This window comes from Solemya pervernicosa gill symbiont, from assembly GCF_002020875.1.
Classification (GTDB): Bacteria; Pseudomonadota; Gammaproteobacteria.
The window spans coordinates 1-17,592 of record NZ_MPRL01000060.1 but is presented as its reverse complement, the minus strand read 5'-3'; the positions used below and the strand labels follow the sequence as shown (position 1 = coordinate 17,592).

Below are 17,592 nucleotides of genomic sequence, written 5' to 3'. Positions count from 1 at the left end.
CTTCTTCGTCGTTCGCTCGCGCTCTCAACTACGAATAGGCAGACGGCGTCGACTATCGAGGACTAACCGCCCTCACTTCGCTCTCCATGGCGGTCAGCGAACGCGTAACGCGACTTAAACATCGCACGCATCACTGAGGCGCGCGGCAACCAGGCGGCACGATTTCCCATATGGTAATAACTAGGTGCTAGCGTGCTTTCGGACCAACTCTTCTGCTCAACATAATCGAGGAAGTGCTTCTGCGAGATAATAATGCGAGCAGCGATATTGGCCTGCTGCACATGTTGATCAAAGAAACGACGATCATCGACCGCATATAGCTTCAGCTCTCGTTGCGCCTCTGCCATCAGCGTCTCTTCAAGAGCACGACTCTGCAGATAGTCGAGAATAATAGAGAGCACAACACCGACAGAGAGTGTTAGCAGCAGTACCTTGGTTGTGATCGACCACTTTCGAAACATAAATACGATCTACACCGATTGATGGAAGGCTGACATTAGCGTGGTTCACCGACTAGTTCGTCACCATCAAAACGCCAGCCGGCACGACGAAGTACCGCTGCTGGGATAATGACAAAATCGGGATCAACCGCACCGATGTTCCGCTGTATATGTTCAATCAGTGCATCGGCCCGTTCATTGTGAACCGCCTCACCCGACCAGCTAGTGATGTTGTAGGTCCGGTAGATTGGGTAGCGCCCCGAGATCAAGGCTGCACGCTCAGTCGGCATCGCTCCATTGATAGCAATCAATTTGACCGGAGCGACCTTTGCATAGCGCTTGGTCATCCAGACACTCTCATAACCAATCGCCTTAGGGTTGCTCGCCACGGTAGTGAGCATATCTTCGATGGCGCTCACCTCGAAGAGAGAAACACTGAACATATCCTCATTATCGAGCAACAACCGCCAGTGCCCCGGTCGGGCCTTGCAGTGGAGTCGTGCAACCGGCTCAACCTGGTTACCAGCAAGTCCCTGCGCAAGGGGAGTGATTCGATTCCACTGGCCGATATTGCCACGGTAGATATCGCGCGCCTGCTTGATCGTCAGCCCCTTGACCGGGTTATCGGGATGGGTAAAGAAGGCAACAGCGGAGATTCCCAGGGTGTGAAACTTCACCCCTGGTAGGCGATCAGTCTCACCTGGCGGGCAGCAGAAACCGGCGATATCGACCCGCTTGTCGAGCAGAGAACCTGCAGAGATACCACAGGTTCCCTCCTTCACCGCGATCTTTATCCCCTGAGCCTTACCGTAGTCATTAATGATGGGTAACAGCGCTGGATAGAGGTGCTGGTCGAGGGTGATGGAGATATCGGTTCCTTCAGGTACCTTCTCATACTTGATCGCCTTCGAATGCCAACCGTCCTCCATATGCTCAGTATGATCTGGTGTTGAGAAGGGGGGACCAGAGAGGGATGCATCGTCATGACCCTCTGCCAAAACCGCATTGGGAACAAGGAATATGAGCAGGAGTGATATGAGTCGCGTGAACTGGCGGAATCGAGCAGGCTCGCTACTACCTAATGCAATATTCACCTAAGAGCACCCCGCTACCATCCAGAAAAAACCACAATTCCAAGAAAAATGACCTCTGATAGCTAGAAGATAGCCTGAATCACTCCCATTCACACTAATCATGAAGGGGTACTGGAACAGAGTTCACTATTTGGAAAGCAAGAAGCAATCCAACTCTCCGTTCGCAATGGGATAAAACATTAAGCCCTTTAATTCCTTAAATATATTGTGGATGGACGAATCAACCAGACATCTATGACATAAAAAAAGCTGCCACCCATGACAGATAGCAGCTTTGCCAGTAACAGATAATGTCACATGCGTCGCATTGTCATGACGCGACCAAGCGCTCAACACCCCCCATATAGGCACGTAGCACTTCAGGAACGACAATCGAGCCATCCGCTTGCTGGTAATTCTCCATCACGGCAACCAGTGCGCGACCGACCGCAAGCCCAGAACCATTGATGGTATGCGCCAATTCGGGTTTCTTCGTCTCAGGATTACGCCAGCGCGCCTGCATACGACGTGCCTGGAAGTCCTGGAAGTTTGAACAGGAGGATATTTCACGATACTTGCCCTGCCCTGGCAGCCATACTTCGAGATCGTAGGTCTGTGCCGCTGAGAAGCCGATGTCGCCAGCGCAGAGATTGACCACCCGATAGGGAAGTTCGAGTCGTTTTAGTACCTCCTCCGCATGGCCAGTCAGAGTCTCAAGGGTAGCCATTGAGTCCTCAGGCCGGACGATCTGTACCATCTCTACCTTCTCAAACTGGTGCTGGCGAATCATGCCGCGGGTATCGCGACCATAGGATCCAGCTTCGCTACGGAAACAGGGGGTATGAGCGGCGAACATAAGCGGCAGGCGATCGGCATCAATGATCTCATCACGAACGATATTAGTGACCGGAACCTCGGCGGTCGGAATCAGGTAGTACTCCTGTTCGCCACTGAGTTTGAACAGATCCTCTTCAAACTTAGGCAACTGGCCAGTGCCACGCAACGAATCGGCGTTAACCAGATAGGGCACATAGGTCTCGGTATAGCCATGTTCAGCGGTATGAAGATCGAGCATGAACTGAATCAGCGCCCGGTGCATACGTGCCAGTGGCCCGGTCATTAGCGAGAAGCGGGAACCGGTCAGCTTGGCAGCCGTATCAAAATCCATCAGTCCCAGCTCAGCACCGAGATCGACATGATCCTTCGGTTCAAAGTCGAATGACTTAGGCTCGCCCCAGCGTCGGATCTCGACGTTATCCTCCTCATCTTTGCCATCGGGAACAGAGGCATCCGGGATATTGGGAATCCCCATCAGGATCGCATTAAGCTCATCCTGTACTCCCGCCAGACGGGTCTCGGCCGCCTTCAGCTTCTCCCCCATGTCAGCGACCGCATCAAGCAGTGGTTGGATGTCTTCACCCTGTGCCTTCGCCTTGCCGATCGCCTTGGAGCGACTGTTGCGCTCTCCCTGCAGAGTCTGAGTCTCAACCTGAATCGCCTTTCGCTCACCCTCCAGGCGTGCAATGGCATCGGTATCGAGCGTATAACCACGACGCGCAAGCTGTACCGCCGTCTCTTCTAATTCATTACGTAGTCTTTTTGGATCGAGCATCTCTTAATCTTCTTCGTTACTGTTTATCAGCGCCGGCCAGCTTAGCATGTGGCCTACCTTAATCGTGTCGCCAAGATGGTCGAGAACCGCCTCGATCTTCTCCGGCTTATCAAAAAATTCCACCACTACCGGCAGGTTGAGCGAAAGGTCGATGAGCTTGCTGCTATGCACCTCACCAGAATCGCCATAGCCGGCGATACCGCGAAACACGGTTAGTCCACGTAGGTGTTCCCAGTCGTGCAGCCGTTTCATCAGATTCTCGAGCTGCGCCTCTCCCTCATTGAGATAGATCCGCACCACCGTGACGTTCTGCCCATTACTCATAACGCTCTCCCAACGACCAGCCCCAGCCATGCAGCAGCCACACACGCCACCACGCTGAGCACCATATTGATAACTGCCTTGAACAGCTCACCCGCTTCAATCAGGGTCAGTGTTTCGATAGAAAAGGTAGAGAACGTAGTAAAGGCGCCCAGCAGCCCCACCATCAGGGCGGCGCGCCACTCAACTGACACGTTAAGGCGCTCGATCAGCAGCACATAGAGAAACCCCATCAGCAGACTACCGAGGATGTTGACCGCCAGAGTACCGTAGGGGAAACCACGTCCGAGCAGGCTGTAGACCCCACCCGAGACCCAAAATCGGAGCAACGCACCTACAGCGCCACCTCCGGCAATAGCTAAAATTTGGGTCATAGTCGGCTTTGCATCGATTACCTTGGATATTGGGCGACTATTCTACCCAACTCGTAACACCACGCCACTACTGATAACCGTTTTGGGGTAATGAATCAGGAGCTTGAAACAGGTTGGCGGAATCGTTCTAGTTCATTCGTAGAGATAATTGAGCGGATGATCTTCACATACTCATCTCCCTTAGCTGAGTATCGCACCAGACCAGCTGCCATCAGCGCGCCATCCAACTCACCACCGCTTCGGCGCAACTCAGCACGAATCTCACGCAACGGTTGATAGGCGGAGTGGCTGTTGAGCAGATTTAAGTAGTGGCGCACCGACTCACCCAGTGAATCGTATTTACGCACCAGATGTTTCTGCCCTTCACTACGGCCCTTCGGCACCAACCCCTTAGAGGCGTCATAGGTCCAGATGCCAAACAGGTTAAGTGCCTCGCGAGCAAAACGCGACTCACCCCACGCCGATTCATTGGCCGCCTGGGCAAGAGCCAGCTCAACAGGAATGATATCGACTCGCTGTAGCAGCGCCTCACGCTGAGAGAGAGGATCCCCCTTGACGCGATACTGTTTTGCAATCTTGTGAATACGATTCAATTCACCATCGGTGAGCACCCCACCAGCCGCTACAGAATCGAAAAGAGTAATGAGTTCCGCACGAACCTCGGCAATACGTCGATTTTCAACTTCGACCAGTGGTACCAGCTTGTTGATAAATGTCGTCTTCTTACCACCACTCTTTTGAACAATCACAGGTGGATGGTTAACCGCACCCTTGGCATCACTCTTCATCTTGCTGGGTCTCTTAGCGGGATTAACTGTTTTCCCAAGCGCCTTGGACTTTAATTGCTGTGCAGGGGGCGTTGGATAGGGGTATCCACCATAGCGGTATCTGTAGGGTGAATAGTAGGACTGAGGCGCATAGTTCACTGGTGCGACATATGCTGGATAACCCGTGTAGGCAACACGCTGTGGATAGTAACGCTCCGCCCAGACGCTGGTCTGCGTCATCGCCATCAATAGACCGACAAATAGAATCCTACGACTAACCATAACAAGCTCTCAAACAGTAGCTGGCAACAAGTCGCAGAGTATATCAGTATTTGCTTATTTTATAATCAATAGCAGATGTCAAGGTAAAAAAGACACAAAGTGCCAGAAGCTAGTGGCTCATCTGATACTCAACAGAGGTATTGAAGTAGTTGAAACAGCGATCGATCAACTGTCGCTGTTCACCGTTAACGCGGTTGAACTCCACTCCATAGACGTTGTAATCGCCCTCACGACGGTTCCAGCGCAGCGCGCCCCGAATCCTTAGTGGTTGCTGCCTCTCATAGGAGTTCTTGTCATCACAGGGTAGAAAGATCGAGAGGTCGACCTCATCCAGGCTAGGCAGTTCAGAGCCCAGCATCAACCTCAAGCCACTCATGCTGATATCACTGGTCAGCCCTTCGATTTCAACACCGTGCTGAGTGGCGTGAACCAGCAGGTGCTCCTCTAACCGGGGATGCTTCCGTTTCTCTTCACCACGGAGCTCTACCCTGGTATCACGGGTGATGATGAAACCCTGCATCAACTCATTGAGTCCCTCAGCCAATTCGTAGAGCGAATCACCAATCGTGGCCGTCGTCTCTACCTTGCTTGAGCTGTCGCCGATGGTTTCAAAGAGTTTGTCCAGCGTCTCATCGAGTATCTGCAAACGTTCAAGCTGTTCGTTAGTTACCCCTGATATCTCTTCATTAGCTGCCGTGGTCAGAGTCACATCGCCCGAGATCGACTCGATCTTCTCTGCCGTTTGCTGAGCACTCGACTGCGCCTCTGTAACCTGCCCTACGACACTATCCATAGTTGCTGTCACCTTCTGCACACGCTTAACCAGGGTATCAATGATGTCGGCGATCTCATTTGCGGAGTCTGTTGAGTTGGATGCCAGGTTTCTCACCTCATCGGCAACCACGGCAAAACCGCGTCCCTGCTCACCCGCACGGGCGGCCTCAATCGCCGCATTCAATGCCAGCAGATTGGTCTGCTCGGCAATGGTACGAATAGTGAGTGTGATGCTCGAAATCTGTTCAGCGGTCTGTTGTAGATCACCAATCTCGCTCTCTGCCTGGTGCACATCAGTGACAGTGCGCTGCATCGCATCAATATTGCTACGCATCATCGAGATGCCATCGCTCGCCTCAAGCGCCGTCTGGGCTGCACGTGTCGTCGCATCATCGGCCAGGCACTGAACATTGGTTGCAATTTCACGCAGCTGACCAGTAACACCGGATACCTCACGGGATCGCGACTGTTCACTCTTACCAACATCAGCGATCTCATGTGAAATGGTGGCGATCTGAAAGGCCGACTGCGACATCGACTTACCACTCTCCTCAACACGACAGAGGATCTTGTTGAGCTTACTCAGCAGCGTATTAAAGTGGCTCTCCAGCTCACCAATCTCGTCATAGGAGGTAATCTTCACACTCTTACTGAGATCGCCTTCCTCTGCTGCTGTCAGTGTTTCAATGAGCGAACGGATCGGCCTTACAAAGAGACTGGCGACCACAGCGATTACCATGAACTGGATTGTGAATTCGATGGCCGACTCCCAAAAGGAGTTGAAGATAAAGGTGTCACGGCTCTCCACCATCAACGAGACCACATGACTATCAACGCCATTCAGCTTGGCAATATCGACCATCTTCTGCAGCTCACTTGTGGCGAGCCATCGATTGAAGATTGTGGTGACCATCGTCACCATGAAAAAACCGAACTGAAGCTTCCAGCGGATGCTCCAGGATAGAAACCAGTGGCTTAAATACCTCAACGACCTTCTCCTCAATCGCTATCAATCATTATTGTTATTGATATGACAGTCATGCATACCCACACTACTGATCGGCCTGAGAAGATCCGTCTTTAAAGATAGCCGAAAGAGCTATATAACCTATTTGAGACTTTCAACCCAGCTCAGGGGTTTTATAGAGTGACAAAGATCACAACTTATCCTAACTGGCAGAACTGATAACAGCAGCAAATGAGACCGGACATCTCTCCCTCTACTATTCGCGATACCAACTACCGTCACTGTTACGCCGAATCCAGTTCTGGCTATACCAGAAGTAGCGGTTCATTTTGTTATGCCGAACGGTGCAGTTGTAGCGGCTGCGTCCTACCGGCAGCGCTGACTTCGCCATGACCGTCAACAGCCCTGCCTGGTAGCTCACATCACCTTTCCCTTGCCCAGTGATGAAGCAGCTGATCGCGTCAGGATTAAACGCCCCTGCATTGAGCTTAAGAGACAGAATGGGTAGTTCGAGCTGATTCGGTAACAGCGGATCAACCTCACCTTGCCCATTAACTGGCAGCGGCAGGGTGTTGAGTTTTTCGATAAAGCCCGCCATCTCAGTGTAGGGGCCTGCCATGGGAAAACGCGGTAGTGCACGCCGATCACTCAAGGGTCCAATGGGCCCCGATTGCTGGCCAAACCCGACATATCCAAGCTCTCCCACTAGCTGTCGAAGCGCATAGTCATACTCGCCATAGGGGTAGACAAAGAGCTTGGGCGCCCTACCCAACTCCTCCTGCAACCGCTGCTGAGCCTTGTCGATATCTGCAATTACCCGGAGACGCCACTGCGACTCCGGCTCCCCTGCTCGGCGCCTTATCAGATGATCATGTGATGCCGTATGGTTAGCGAAGGCAACACCCGAGCGTTGCATCTCGCGCATCTGCTCCCAGCTCAGATAGGGGCGTAGACCACTATCGACCGCATCGCTATTTACAAACACGGTCATTGACCAGCCGCGTCGTTTTAATCGTGGCCACGCCTCGCTATAGATCGAATCGTAGGCATCATCGACCGTGATCGCGATAGTCTTATCCGGTACCACATCACCCTGCAGGACAGCATCTACTACCCTTTGCAGCGGCCAGACTGTGAAATCATTCTGTTCTAGATAGTTAAGCTGCTGCTCAAAACGCTCTGGAGAGATAGAGGTTGATCGCGGCGTGGTATCGCTAAAATGGTGGTACTGAAGAATTACCGCAGATTCAGCAGCATGGACTAACGAAATAGTGGTTAGCAGTAGAGAAAGAAGAACGGGGAAGAGACGACTCATCATTTTCACTATTGAGCCGAATATCGACTGTTGATTTACAGGATACAGTCTCTATCTACAACGACCGCCAATATCCCCACTCGTCTTACAATCCTTCACGTAATACTCACCCGCCACCTCGGCGTGCTGGCGCGTCGGATAGGGCCCCATGATTTTCCCCCTGCCCCGCAATTTAAGATACCAGCCGGGTAAGGCATAGAGCGGACTGACCCTGAAGTAGCGATCGCTGAAGCGTTGGAAATTTTTCTCTGACATCAATAGACCTCAGAATTATTAGTTATTATTGATCAGGGATTTCTACAACATGTTTCGCCTGGTGGCAAGGTCCATCACCACTAGGCGTGGTTATTTGCCCGCTTTTCTGTCCAGGTCACGCAGATGCGCCAGTTTTTCACCGATCTTCTGCTCCAAACCACGAGCCACCGGCTGGTAGTAACTGACCGCCGACATCTCCTCCGGGAAGTAGTGTTCACCTGCGGCATAAGCCTCAGGCTCATCGTGTGCGTAACGGTAAGCGTGACCGTAACCGAGCTCCTTCATTAGTTTGGTCGGCGCGTTGCGCAGGTGAATCGGCACCTCCAGCGAACCATGCATTCGTGCATCACTCATCGCTGCCTTATAGGCCATGTAGACCGCATTACTTTTCGCAGCGCAGGCCATATAGACAATTGCCTGAGCAATCGCCAGCTCCCCTTCGGGGCTACCGAGCCGCTCCTGCACCTCCCAGGCATCGAGTGCCAGCTGCAACGCCCGCGGATCGGCGTTGCCGATATCCTCAGAGGCCATGCGTACTACCCGTCGGGCGATATAGAGTGGATCACAACCACCATCAACCATGCGAGCAAACCAGTAGAGCGCTGCATCGGGATTGGAGCCACGCACCGATTTGTGCAGTGCCGATATCTGGTCATAAAACGCCTCTCCTCCCTTATCGAAGCGTCGCACACCTCCAGCAATCACCTCGGTAAGGAGTGCCTCATCGATCTCACCCGTCTCGCCACGACTGGCCGCCAGTTCAGCAACGATCTCGAGAAAATTGAGTGCCCGACGTGCATCGCCATCAGCTGCCCCAGCCAGACTATCTCTGAGCTCATCACCCATCTCGATGCCACTGGCAGCGATACCACGCGACTCATCGCTCAGTGCCCGGTCGACGATCTGCCGAATCTCTCCACTGCCGAGTGACTTCAACACATAGACACGCGCCCGTGAGAGCAACGCATTGTTCAGTTCGAAGGAGGGATTTTCGGTGGTGGCGCCGATGAAGGTGAGCGTGCCGTCCTCAACGTAGGGAAGAAAGGCATCCTGCTGCGCCTTATTAAAACGATGTACCTCATCGACAAAGAGAATGGTGCGACGCCCCTCAGCCAGGGCCTGTTTCGCTTGATCAACAGCACTTCGTATATCCTTCACCCCACCGAGTACGGCGGAGATACTAAGAAACTGCGCACCACAGTAGTGGGCGATCAGCCGCGCCAGGGTTGTCTTGCCGGTACCGGGAGGCCCCCAGAAGACCATAGAGTGGAGTCGGTCCCCTTCGATTGCCTGACGTAGTGGTTTACCCTCAGCAAGCAGGTGGGACTGGCCCACGTACTCTTCAAGCAGCTGTGGACGCATCCGGTCGGCGAGCGGCCGGACATCGGCCTCTGATTCAAAAAGGGAATTCAATGGTCTGCCTGGCTCGTGGATACTCTGGAATTAGTCGAGGATCTCACTGCCAATGATCACATCGACACCCTCGGCAGGGACGAATTGAAACTGGCTCGGATCAAGCTCCGCATTGAGCTGAAGCGAGCTGAACTCAATATGGGTCGTAGAGCCGAAATTATCGAGGACCGCCATCGCCGCCAGCTCGTTTTCGGTCATCGCGATGCGAATCTCCTTATACTCACCGTCCTCCTGGATCGGCGTCAGTCGTACCCAGCGCCGCTCACCCTCCATCGCAAACTCCTCGACAAAGAAGTGGCGCTCCAACGGCTCATCTCCGGTTAGCAGCATCGCCGGGCTGGAGGCAAACGCCTTATCGACTGACTTCACCGTGGCCTGAGCGAGCTCACTGTCGAAGAACCAGATCCGCTCTCCATCATCGATAATCAGCTGCGGATAGGGTGTGTGGTACTCCCAGCGAAAACGTCCGGGGCGTTGCAGGCTGAAACGACCACTGCTCTGCTGCTGCACCACATCACGCTCATCGGTCAGTGTCTGTACAAAACTCGCCTGCAGAGTCCGGGTATTCTCAAGAAATGCGCGCAGCCGCTGCTCCCCCTCACCGGCAAACAGCAGGGTTGGGAAAGTTGCGATCAGGATTATCAGAAACTTCTTCATCAGTGGAAAATTCTCTCTAATGCGCCTCTCTCTGAGAGACTGCCGACCACTCGAATCGTTCAATTCTTGGGTGGTGGCGGTGCCAGCACCTCGCGACTGCCGTTGGACTGTAGTTCACCAACGATACCGGCCAGCTCCATATCCTCGATCATACGCGCAGCACGGTTATATCCGATTTTAAGACGACGCTGCACACCGGAGATCGAGGCTCGACGCGTCTCGGTGACGATACGTACCGCCTCATCGTAGAGCGGATCACTCTCGGCATCACCACCCGCAGGTGCCTCACCCGGCAGCATCGTCGACGGGTCACTCGACTCCTCGAGGATCTCTTCGAGATACTGCGGCTCACTGTTTGCCTTGAGGTTATCCACCACACGATGCACCTCCTGATCGGAGACAAAGGCACCGTGAATACGCACCGGCAGGCCGGTACCGGGTGCGAGATAGAGCATATCGCCGTGACCGAGTAGCTGCTCGGCACCACCCTGATCGAGAATGGTGCGCGAATCGATCTTGGTCGAAACCTGGAAGGCGATACGGGTCGGGATATTGGCCTTGATCAGACCGGTAATAACATCGACCGAAGGGCGCTGGGTGGCAAGAATCAGATGGATACCAGCGGCACGTGCCTTCTGTGCCAGTCGTGCAATCAGCTCTTCAACCTTCTTGCCAACCACCATCATCATGTCGGCGAACTCGTCGACCACCACCACGATATAGGGAAGGTGCTCAAGACTGGGTGGCGTCATCTCCATGCTCTCTTCGGGCTTGAAGAGTGGATCGGGGATCGGGGTACCCTCCTCCTCTGCATCCTTCACCTTGCGGTTGTAACCGGCAATGTTGCGCACACCGAGTGCGGCCATCAGCTTGTAGCGTCTCTCCATCTCGCCAACGCACCAACGCAGCCCATTGGCCGCCTCTTTCATATCAGTCACAACCGGAGTGAGCAGATGCGGGATCCCCTCATAGACCGAGAGCTCCAGCATCTTTGGATCGATCAGGATCATGCGTGCATCTCTCGGTGAGCTCTTGTAGAGCAGACTGAGAATCATCGCATTGACCGCCACCGACTTACCCGAACCGGTGGTACCGGCCACCAGTAGATGCGGCATCTTGGCCAGATCAGTGACCGACGGCAAACCGCCAATATCCTTGCCCAGGGCCAGGGTGAGCGGGGAACCCGCCTTATCGTAATCACGCGATTTGAGGATCTCGGAGAGCACCACCATCTCACGATGCTCATTGGGGATCTCGATACCGATTACCGACTTACCAGGAATGACCTCGACCACGCGCACGCTGATCACTGAGAGCGAACGAGCCAGATCTTTGGCCAGGTTGGTGATCCGACTGACCTTCACACCAGCCGCCGGCATCATCTCAAAACGGGTAATGACCGGTCCCGGGTGGACCGCCGTCACCTCCACCTCGATGCCAAAGTCAGCCAGCTTCAGCTCCAGCTGCCGCGACATCGCCTCCAGCACCTCGGGAGAGAAGCCCTTATCGAACGGCTGCTCCTCATCGAGCAGCGCCAGCGGCGGTGTGGTGCCATCGTTGGGCACATCAAAGAGCTGCACCTGCCGCTCCTTCTCAACCCGCTCACTCACCTCCACCTTCGGCTTCGGTTTATGGATCTCGATCTTCGGCGCAGTGCGACGTTTCTTACGCTCCTTGACCACCTTGACCGTCTCTTCACGCTCCTTGCGCGCACGGTGGGCGACCAGATTCTCACGCAGGGTACGAATCTTCGCGATGCTGCGATCGACCAGTTCAAGTGTAATTCGGCCAGTGGCGTCCATCACCTTGAGCCAGGAGAGGCCGGTAAAGAAGGTGACACCGATCATAAACAGGGTAAAGAGAAAGAGACTCGAACCCAGTGGGCTCAGCACCCCTACCAGTCCGCCACCGACCACCTGACCCAGTACCCCGCCGCCATCGAGTGGCAAGCCGGTTGAGAGGTGTGCGAGATGAAGTGAGGCCAGACCACAGCCACCGGCAAGGGTGAGTAGAAAACCGCTCCAGCGCATCGCAAACAGGTGGGTATCGAAACCACTGCCATCGGGATTGATGCGATAGACGATCAGACCACTGATCGCCACCATAATCGGGAAGAGATAGGCGAGATAACCGAACAGGTAGAGAAAGACATCGGCAAACCATGCACCCACCCGACCACCGCCATTAGCGATCACTTCGACCACTCCGCTGTGCGACCAACCCGGATCGGTGGGGCTGTAGCTGAAGAGCGCCAGCAGTAGATAGAGCGCTAAGGCTGCAAGCAGAAACAGCGCCGCCTCACGCAGACCACGAGTGACGTAGGTACCTATCGGTTGTTCATCAGCAGATTTGCGACGCGCCTGACCCAAGATTAATCCTTGTTATTAAATATATTTCTTAAGCTAATTATAATTTTCTAATCGATCAACGCAGGATGTACCAGTGCGCCGTCTGCGACATTGATACCGCGTCGCAGCACCTCATTTTCACGCCATCCCTGCTCAGCAATCTGCTGCACAAAGGGGATCAGTGAGGCCGAAAGTGCCTGTGAAGCAGAACGTGGAACCGCCCCTGGCATATTGGTTACACCGAAGTGGAGCACCTCCTCCCAGAGAAAGGTCGGAGCCTCATAGGTAGTTGGCTGGGTAGTCTCGACACAGCCACCCTGATCGACCGAGATATCGACAATCACGCTACCGGCACTCATCTGCCTAACCATCTCGGCTGAGACGATATGCGGCGCCCTGGCACCCGTTACCAATGCGGCACCAACCAGCAGATCGGCACTGGCGACCGCATCACGAACGCTCTCCGGGTAGGGGTAGAGACCGGTGACGTTGTTACCCAGTGCGCGCATCCGCTCCAGCTTGGTCCGTTTTCGATCAAAGACGGTCACCTCGGCACCCATCGCCGCCGCCATTGCCGCCGCATTGCCACCGGCAGTACCACCACCGATTACCACTACACGCCCCCGTTCAGCAGCAGGCAATCCTCCCATCAACAGCCCTTTGCCACCTTGCGGCTGCTGCAGCAGGTTGGCACCAATCTGTATCGAGAGTTTGCCAGCGATGTCGCTCATTGGTGCCAGTAGCGGCAGATAGCCGTTCTGCTCCTCTACCGTTTCGAAGGCGACGGCAGTCAGGCCGATCTTCAGTAGTCGCTCGGTTAGCTGCGGTGCAGCAGCGAGATGGAGGTAGCAGAAGAGCTGATGATCGGCACGCAGATGGTCGAGATCACCATCAATCGGCTCCTTGACCTTCACAATCAGCTCCGCTTCACCATAGAGCGTTGCCGCATCGGGTACGACATTCACCCCAACACGCTGGTAATCATCATCGCTATAACCACTCAGCTGACCGGCCTTTTGCTCGATATAGAGCGTATGTCCACGGCCAACCAGATCGGCACAGGCCGCCGGTATCAGCCCGACACGCCCCTCCTTCGCCTTGATTTCTCGTGGTACGCCGATGCGCATCTTCAATCCTTTACCCTGAGGGCCAGATTACGTAATATTATCGGTTGCTTATATTTCTTTATTAGTCCGCCTGAGCGGCACTTACCACAACCGAGAAAGTTGGAGTCATTATACATGAGCGACACCAAGCATTGCCGTCTTCTGATCCTCGGATCGGGCCCCGCTGGATACACCGCCGCTGTCTACGCAGCACGCGCCAATCTCAACCCGGTTATTGTTACCGGCATGCAGCAGGGTGGCCAGCTCACCACCACCACCGAGGTCGACAACTGGCCGGGCGGTGCCGAGGGTCTGCAGGGTCCACAGCTGATGCAGGACATGCTGGCCCACGCTGAGCGCTTCAACACCGAGGTACTCTTCGACCACATTACCGAGACCGATCTCTCCAAGCGCCCTTTCACTCTTAAGGGCGATAGCATGACCTACACCTGCGACGCATTGATCATCGCCACCGGTGCCTCGGCCATGTATCTCGGCCTCGACTCCGAAGAGGCATTCAAGGGCAAGGGTGTCTCCGGTTGTGCCACCTGTGACGGCTTCTTCTACCGTGGCCAGAAGGTCGGCGTGGTCGGTGGCGGTAACACCGCTGTTGAGGAGGCGCTCTACCTCTCCAACATCGCTGCCGAGGTGACCCTGATTCACCGTCGTGACGAGTTCCGCTCAGAGAAGATCCTGATCGACCAGCTGATGGATAAGGTTGAGAACGGCAACATCAAGCTCGAGCTCTATCAGGAGATCGACGAGGTGCTGGGTGACGACTCCGGTGTAACTGGCGCCCGCCTAAAGAATAGCAAGGACGGCTCGACCAAGGATATCGAGCTGATGGGACTCTTCATCGCCATCGGCCACAAACCCAACACCAATATTTTCGACGGTCAGCTCGATATGGACCACGGCTACATCAATACCCGCAAGGGCAGCGATGCCAACGCCACCGTCACCTCTATCGATGGTGTCTACGCCGCTGGCGATGTAGCAGATCCGATCTACAAGCAGGCGATCACCTCAGCGGCTTCGGGTTGTCAGGCCGCGCTCGATGCCGAGCGCTTCCTCGACAATCTCGATAAGGGCTGATCGAGCGCCCCATAGTTAATCTCGTGGGGAAAAACCGATATGTCAGAGAATGAAGAGCCGATAGAAGACGATGAGATTGAGCTGGTCAGCAAGACCCAGCTCAAGCGCGAGAGTCTTGCCCTGCGCGATCTGGGCGCAACACTGGTTGCGCTTTCAGACCAGCAACTCAAACGTATGCCGCTGCCTGAGAACATCGCTGCGGCTGTCAGTGAGGCGCGCCGCATCAAGAAACACGGCGCACTGAAACGCCAGCTGCAGTATCTCGGCAAGCTGCTGCGTCATAGTGACCCCGAACCGATTCGTCTCGCCCTGGAGCGTCTTGAGGAGGGACACATCGAGGATCGTGCCCGCTTCCACCGCATCGAGCAGTGGCGTGATCGTCTACTCAGTGAAGGTGATAGTGCGCTTGGCGAGCTAGTGGCGGAGCACCCTGCTGTTGACCGCCAACATCTGCGTCAATTACTGCGCAAGGCGGAGAAGGAGCGCAAGGCGGAAAAACCACCCGCGACTGCACGGGTGATTTTTAAGTATCTACGACAACTGATCGCAACGGACTAGTTACAATCGACCGAGGCGCAATTCCTGGCTAGTTAACCACCTGAATCGTTACCACATCGGCGGCTACTACCGGATAACTGATGGTTCCGCCGTGTAACCGCTTGCGCACGATGACGTTGTTTCCATCATATGCCTCCAGCCGCCCTTTGTGGATCTCTCCATCAGCCATGTTGAGGGTAATGCGCCAATCGATATATTGAGTCAACTCAGCCAGGCCTATGGTGCGAACGGTTTTGCGTTTTTTAACCGCAGCCTCGATCTCCTTCTGGCGTGCGGCCTCCTCCGCCTCCACACGATGCTTCTCCAGCGTCTTCTCATCGAGCCAGCCAAGCTCCTCTTCGGTGATCAGCGTGCCGTTGATCGTAATCTCCATGCCGAGCATCGCGATCGCCTGACGCGGTGTATAAAGCGCCAACCCGGTAAAGTCTGTTCCCACTGCAGGGTATGTAGCAATCGATAGCGTGCCACCTTTGAGCATGAAGTTACGATAGGTTTTAACCGCATTCTCAGAGAAATTGGCTCCCATCTCCTCAGCCAGTAGTGCAATGTGGCGATCGACATAGGCCTCAACCTCTCCGCCACCTTTAGCTGCGCAGAAGGCGTTACGGCTCTTGGCATAACCATGATCGTTAAAATCGAGTCGCAGACGATTGACCTGCGGCCCCACCATGCCCATTGCCACACCGGCCATCGCATTGGGGTCCATCTGGAACTGGGTGTTTACCTCAAAGCTATAGAGCCCATCACTGTTGCCATTGAGATCGATAGTGAAGGTGTTATCCGACTCATCGAACTCAAACTGCATCTCGACATTACTCACCAGCTCGCTATAGCCCATCTGCTGCAACTCAGCCACACCAAAGGAGCGTACATCGCCACAACCGAGTGCATCCATTGATGTCTGAGGCTCAACGCCACTGGCCGCCTCGGCCTGTGCCTGCATCTGCGCCATAGAACGCAGCAGATCGCTATCGAGATCGAGTTTGAGATCGGTCAACGACATGCCGAGTAGCTCAGGCATCTTGCCCTCATTAACCCGTTTGCTGACATCGAGGAAGTAGAGAATGTTAGGAGCCTTGAGCCGCAGTTCAGCCAGCTCAATCACATCGGGTGCCATTTTCGGTTGAATAACAACCTTATTAAGACCTACCTCGCCACGGAGGTCTGTATGAACAGATTCATATTTGATATCAACGAAGGGAGCCACACCGGCAATCGCCTCATCGACCTTACTCTTGAAGTCGTACCAGAGGTAACCCTTTACCCCCCCGTAAGCAAGCAGTGGCAACATCAGTATGGTGATCAGAATACGCATTGATCAGATCCTTTGGCGATAGCGTTATTATGAGAGATGAGGACTTCACTCCCTGATACAGAGTGTTTATACCCTAGTGCCAAATGGTGCTCAAGAAAGGTTAAATTTAATCTATACGAATCACGCTCAGAGAGAAGCTATAAACCACTATCAATCCTTTTCAGGTTGATCGAGCGGAATGGTGAAATAGAAACGGCTACCCTCACCCATCCGACTCTCTAGCCCGATCGATCCCCCCATCATTTCGACAAAGCGTTTGCAGATCGCAAGACCAAGACCAGTCCCGCCATATTTTCTCGATGAGGAGGCATCAACCTGGGTAAACGCTTCAAATAGCTTCGCCTGCTTCTCTTTCGGAATGCCGATACCACTATCGGTAACGGTAAAACGCAGCGAACTCTCCACTTCTGGATCAACCTCGACCGAGAGTAGTACCTCACCCTGTTCGGTAAACTTGAAAGCGTTATTAATCAGATTGATCAAAATCTGACGCAACCGCTTCTCATCAGCGGTAATGACATCATCAACGGAAGCATCAACCGTATAGTTCAGCTCAATCCCTTTACCCTCGACCTGAAGTTCAAACAGCTTGAGCAGACCATCCAACATGCTCTTCAGATCAAACGGCTGGTTGACCAGTTCCAGCGTACCGGATTCGATCTTGGAGAAGTCGAGCAGCTCCTCGATCAACGCCATCAGGTTTTCACAATTGCGCACGATCACATCGGAATAGTGATGTTGCTTCGCACTCAGCTCAGACTTCTGAATAAAACGCGCCATACCGTAGATACTGGTCATGGGGGTGCGCATCTCATGACTGATACCGGGGAGTCGCTATTTTTGCGGAAGCTTGTTTTGGGCATCCAAGCCCAAGCAAGCGGCAAATACTTAACGCGACCGTTTATGCCTACGGCGCCCCG

The 17,592-nt window shown here is 54.1% G+C and carries 17 protein-coding genes; 2 read left to right on the top strand and 15 right to left on the bottom strand.

All coding sequences use genetic code 11. The features are described from left to right. Positions 1–62: 62 nt before the first annotated feature. From BOW52_RS12985 to ald, 13 genes are all read right to left on the bottom strand, one after another. Positions 63–461: a hypothetical protein gene (locus BOW52_RS12985; protein ID WP_078484511.1), complete on the bottom strand. Its 399-nt coding sequence runs from the start codon at positions 459–461 to the stop codon at positions 63–65. A 35-nt stretch (positions 462–496) separates the two neighbouring features. Further along, positions 497–1,534, bottom strand: coding sequence for a substrate-binding domain-containing protein (locus BOW52_RS12980; RefSeq protein WP_135622380.1), 1,038 nt, complete (start codon positions 1,532–1,534; stop codon positions 497–499). Between the two features lie 310 nt (positions 1,535–1,844). Then, entirely contained in the window at positions 1,845–3,125 is a 1,281-nt protein-coding gene (serS, locus tag BOW52_RS12975; RefSeq protein ID WP_078484509.1) for a serine--tRNA ligase, read from the bottom strand. A gap of 3 nt (positions 3,126–3,128) precedes the next feature. Beyond that, entirely contained in the window at positions 3,129–3,449 is a 321-nt protein-coding gene (locus tag BOW52_RS12970; protein ID WP_078484508.1) for a DUF190 domain-containing protein, read from the bottom strand. Continuing rightward, on the bottom strand, positions 3,446–3,820 hold the full coding sequence (gene crcB / locus BOW52_RS12965) for a fluoride efflux transporter CrcB (protein WP_078484507.1): 375 nt from the start codon (positions 3,818–3,820) through the stop codon (positions 3,446–3,448). Before crcB ends, BOW52_RS12970 begins: the two co-directional genes overlap by 4 nt. Before the next feature lie 95 nt (positions 3,821–3,915). Beyond that, positions 3,916–4,869, bottom strand: coding sequence for a glucosaminidase domain-containing protein (locus tag BOW52_RS12960; RefSeq protein ID WP_078484506.1), 954 nt, complete (start codon positions 4,867–4,869; stop codon positions 3,916–3,918). 109 nt (positions 4,870–4,978) lie between these two features. Next, complete coding sequence (locus tag BOW52_RS12955) at positions 4,979–6,631, bottom strand: methyl-accepting chemotaxis protein (protein ID WP_135622377.1); 1,653 nt, start codon at positions 6,629–6,631, stop codon at positions 4,979–4,981. Positions 6,632–6,866: 235 nt separating this feature from the next. Beyond that, positions 6,867–7,928, bottom strand: coding sequence for a polysaccharide deacetylase family protein (locus tag BOW52_RS12950; protein WP_078484504.1), 1,062 nt, complete (start codon positions 7,926–7,928; stop codon positions 6,867–6,869). Between the two features lie 48 nt (positions 7,929–7,976). After that, positions 7,977–8,180: a hypothetical protein gene (locus BOW52_RS12945; RefSeq protein WP_078484503.1), complete on the bottom strand. Its 204-nt coding sequence runs from the start codon at positions 8,178–8,180 to the stop codon at positions 7,977–7,979. 90 nt (positions 8,181–8,270) lie between these two features. After that, positions 8,271–9,542 (bottom strand): replication-associated recombination protein A, encoded by a 1,272-nt coding sequence (locus BOW52_RS12940; protein WP_078484502.1) that lies wholly within the window; start codon positions 9,540–9,542, stop codon positions 8,271–8,273. Positions 9,543–9,623: 81 nt separating this feature from the next. Next, positions 9,624–10,250: an outer membrane lipoprotein chaperone LolA gene (lolA, locus tag BOW52_RS12935; RefSeq protein ID WP_078484501.1), complete on the bottom strand. Its 627-nt coding sequence runs from the start codon at positions 10,248–10,250 to the stop codon at positions 9,624–9,626. A 59-nt stretch (positions 10,251–10,309) separates the two neighbouring features. Continuing rightward, entirely contained in the window at positions 10,310–12,619 is a 2,310-nt protein-coding gene (locus BOW52_RS12930; RefSeq protein WP_078484500.1) for a DNA translocase FtsK, read from the bottom strand. A gap of 47 nt (positions 12,620–12,666) precedes the next feature. Continuing rightward, positions 12,667–13,725: an alanine dehydrogenase gene (gene ald, locus BOW52_RS12925; protein ID WP_078484512.1), complete on the bottom strand. Its 1,059-nt coding sequence runs from the start codon at positions 13,723–13,725 to the stop codon at positions 12,667–12,669. Positions 13,726–13,839: 114 nt separating this feature from the next. On the opposite strand from ald, the gene trxB reads away from it, so the two are divergent. Both trxB and yjgA read left to right on the top strand, forming a co-directional pair. Continuing rightward, the gene (gene trxB / locus BOW52_RS12920; RefSeq protein WP_078484499.1) at positions 13,840–14,799 is read left to right on the top strand and encodes a thioredoxin-disulfide reductase; all 960 of its coding nucleotides are present in this window, start codon (positions 13,840–13,842) and stop codon (positions 14,797–14,799) included. A 39-nt stretch (positions 14,800–14,838) separates the two neighbouring features. Continuing rightward, a complete protein-coding gene (gene yjgA / locus BOW52_RS12915; RefSeq protein WP_078484498.1) occupies positions 14,839–15,357 on the top strand; it encodes a ribosome biogenesis factor YjgA in 519 nt (172 codons plus the stop codon). A gap of 28 nt (positions 15,358–15,385) precedes the next feature. Here the strand turns inward: yjgA and BOW52_RS12910 are convergent, their stop codons facing one another. Further along, the gene (locus tag BOW52_RS12910; protein WP_078484497.1) at positions 15,386–16,672 is read right to left on the bottom strand and encodes a hypothetical protein; all 1,287 of its coding nucleotides are present in this window, start codon (positions 16,670–16,672) and stop codon (positions 15,386–15,388) included. A 150-nt stretch (positions 16,673–16,822) separates the two neighbouring features. Next, positions 16,823–17,494, bottom strand: coding sequence for a sensor histidine kinase (locus tag BOW52_RS12905; RefSeq protein WP_269087658.1), 672 nt, complete (start codon positions 17,492–17,494; stop codon positions 16,823–16,825). Between the last annotated feature and the right edge of the window lie 98 nt (positions 17,495–17,592).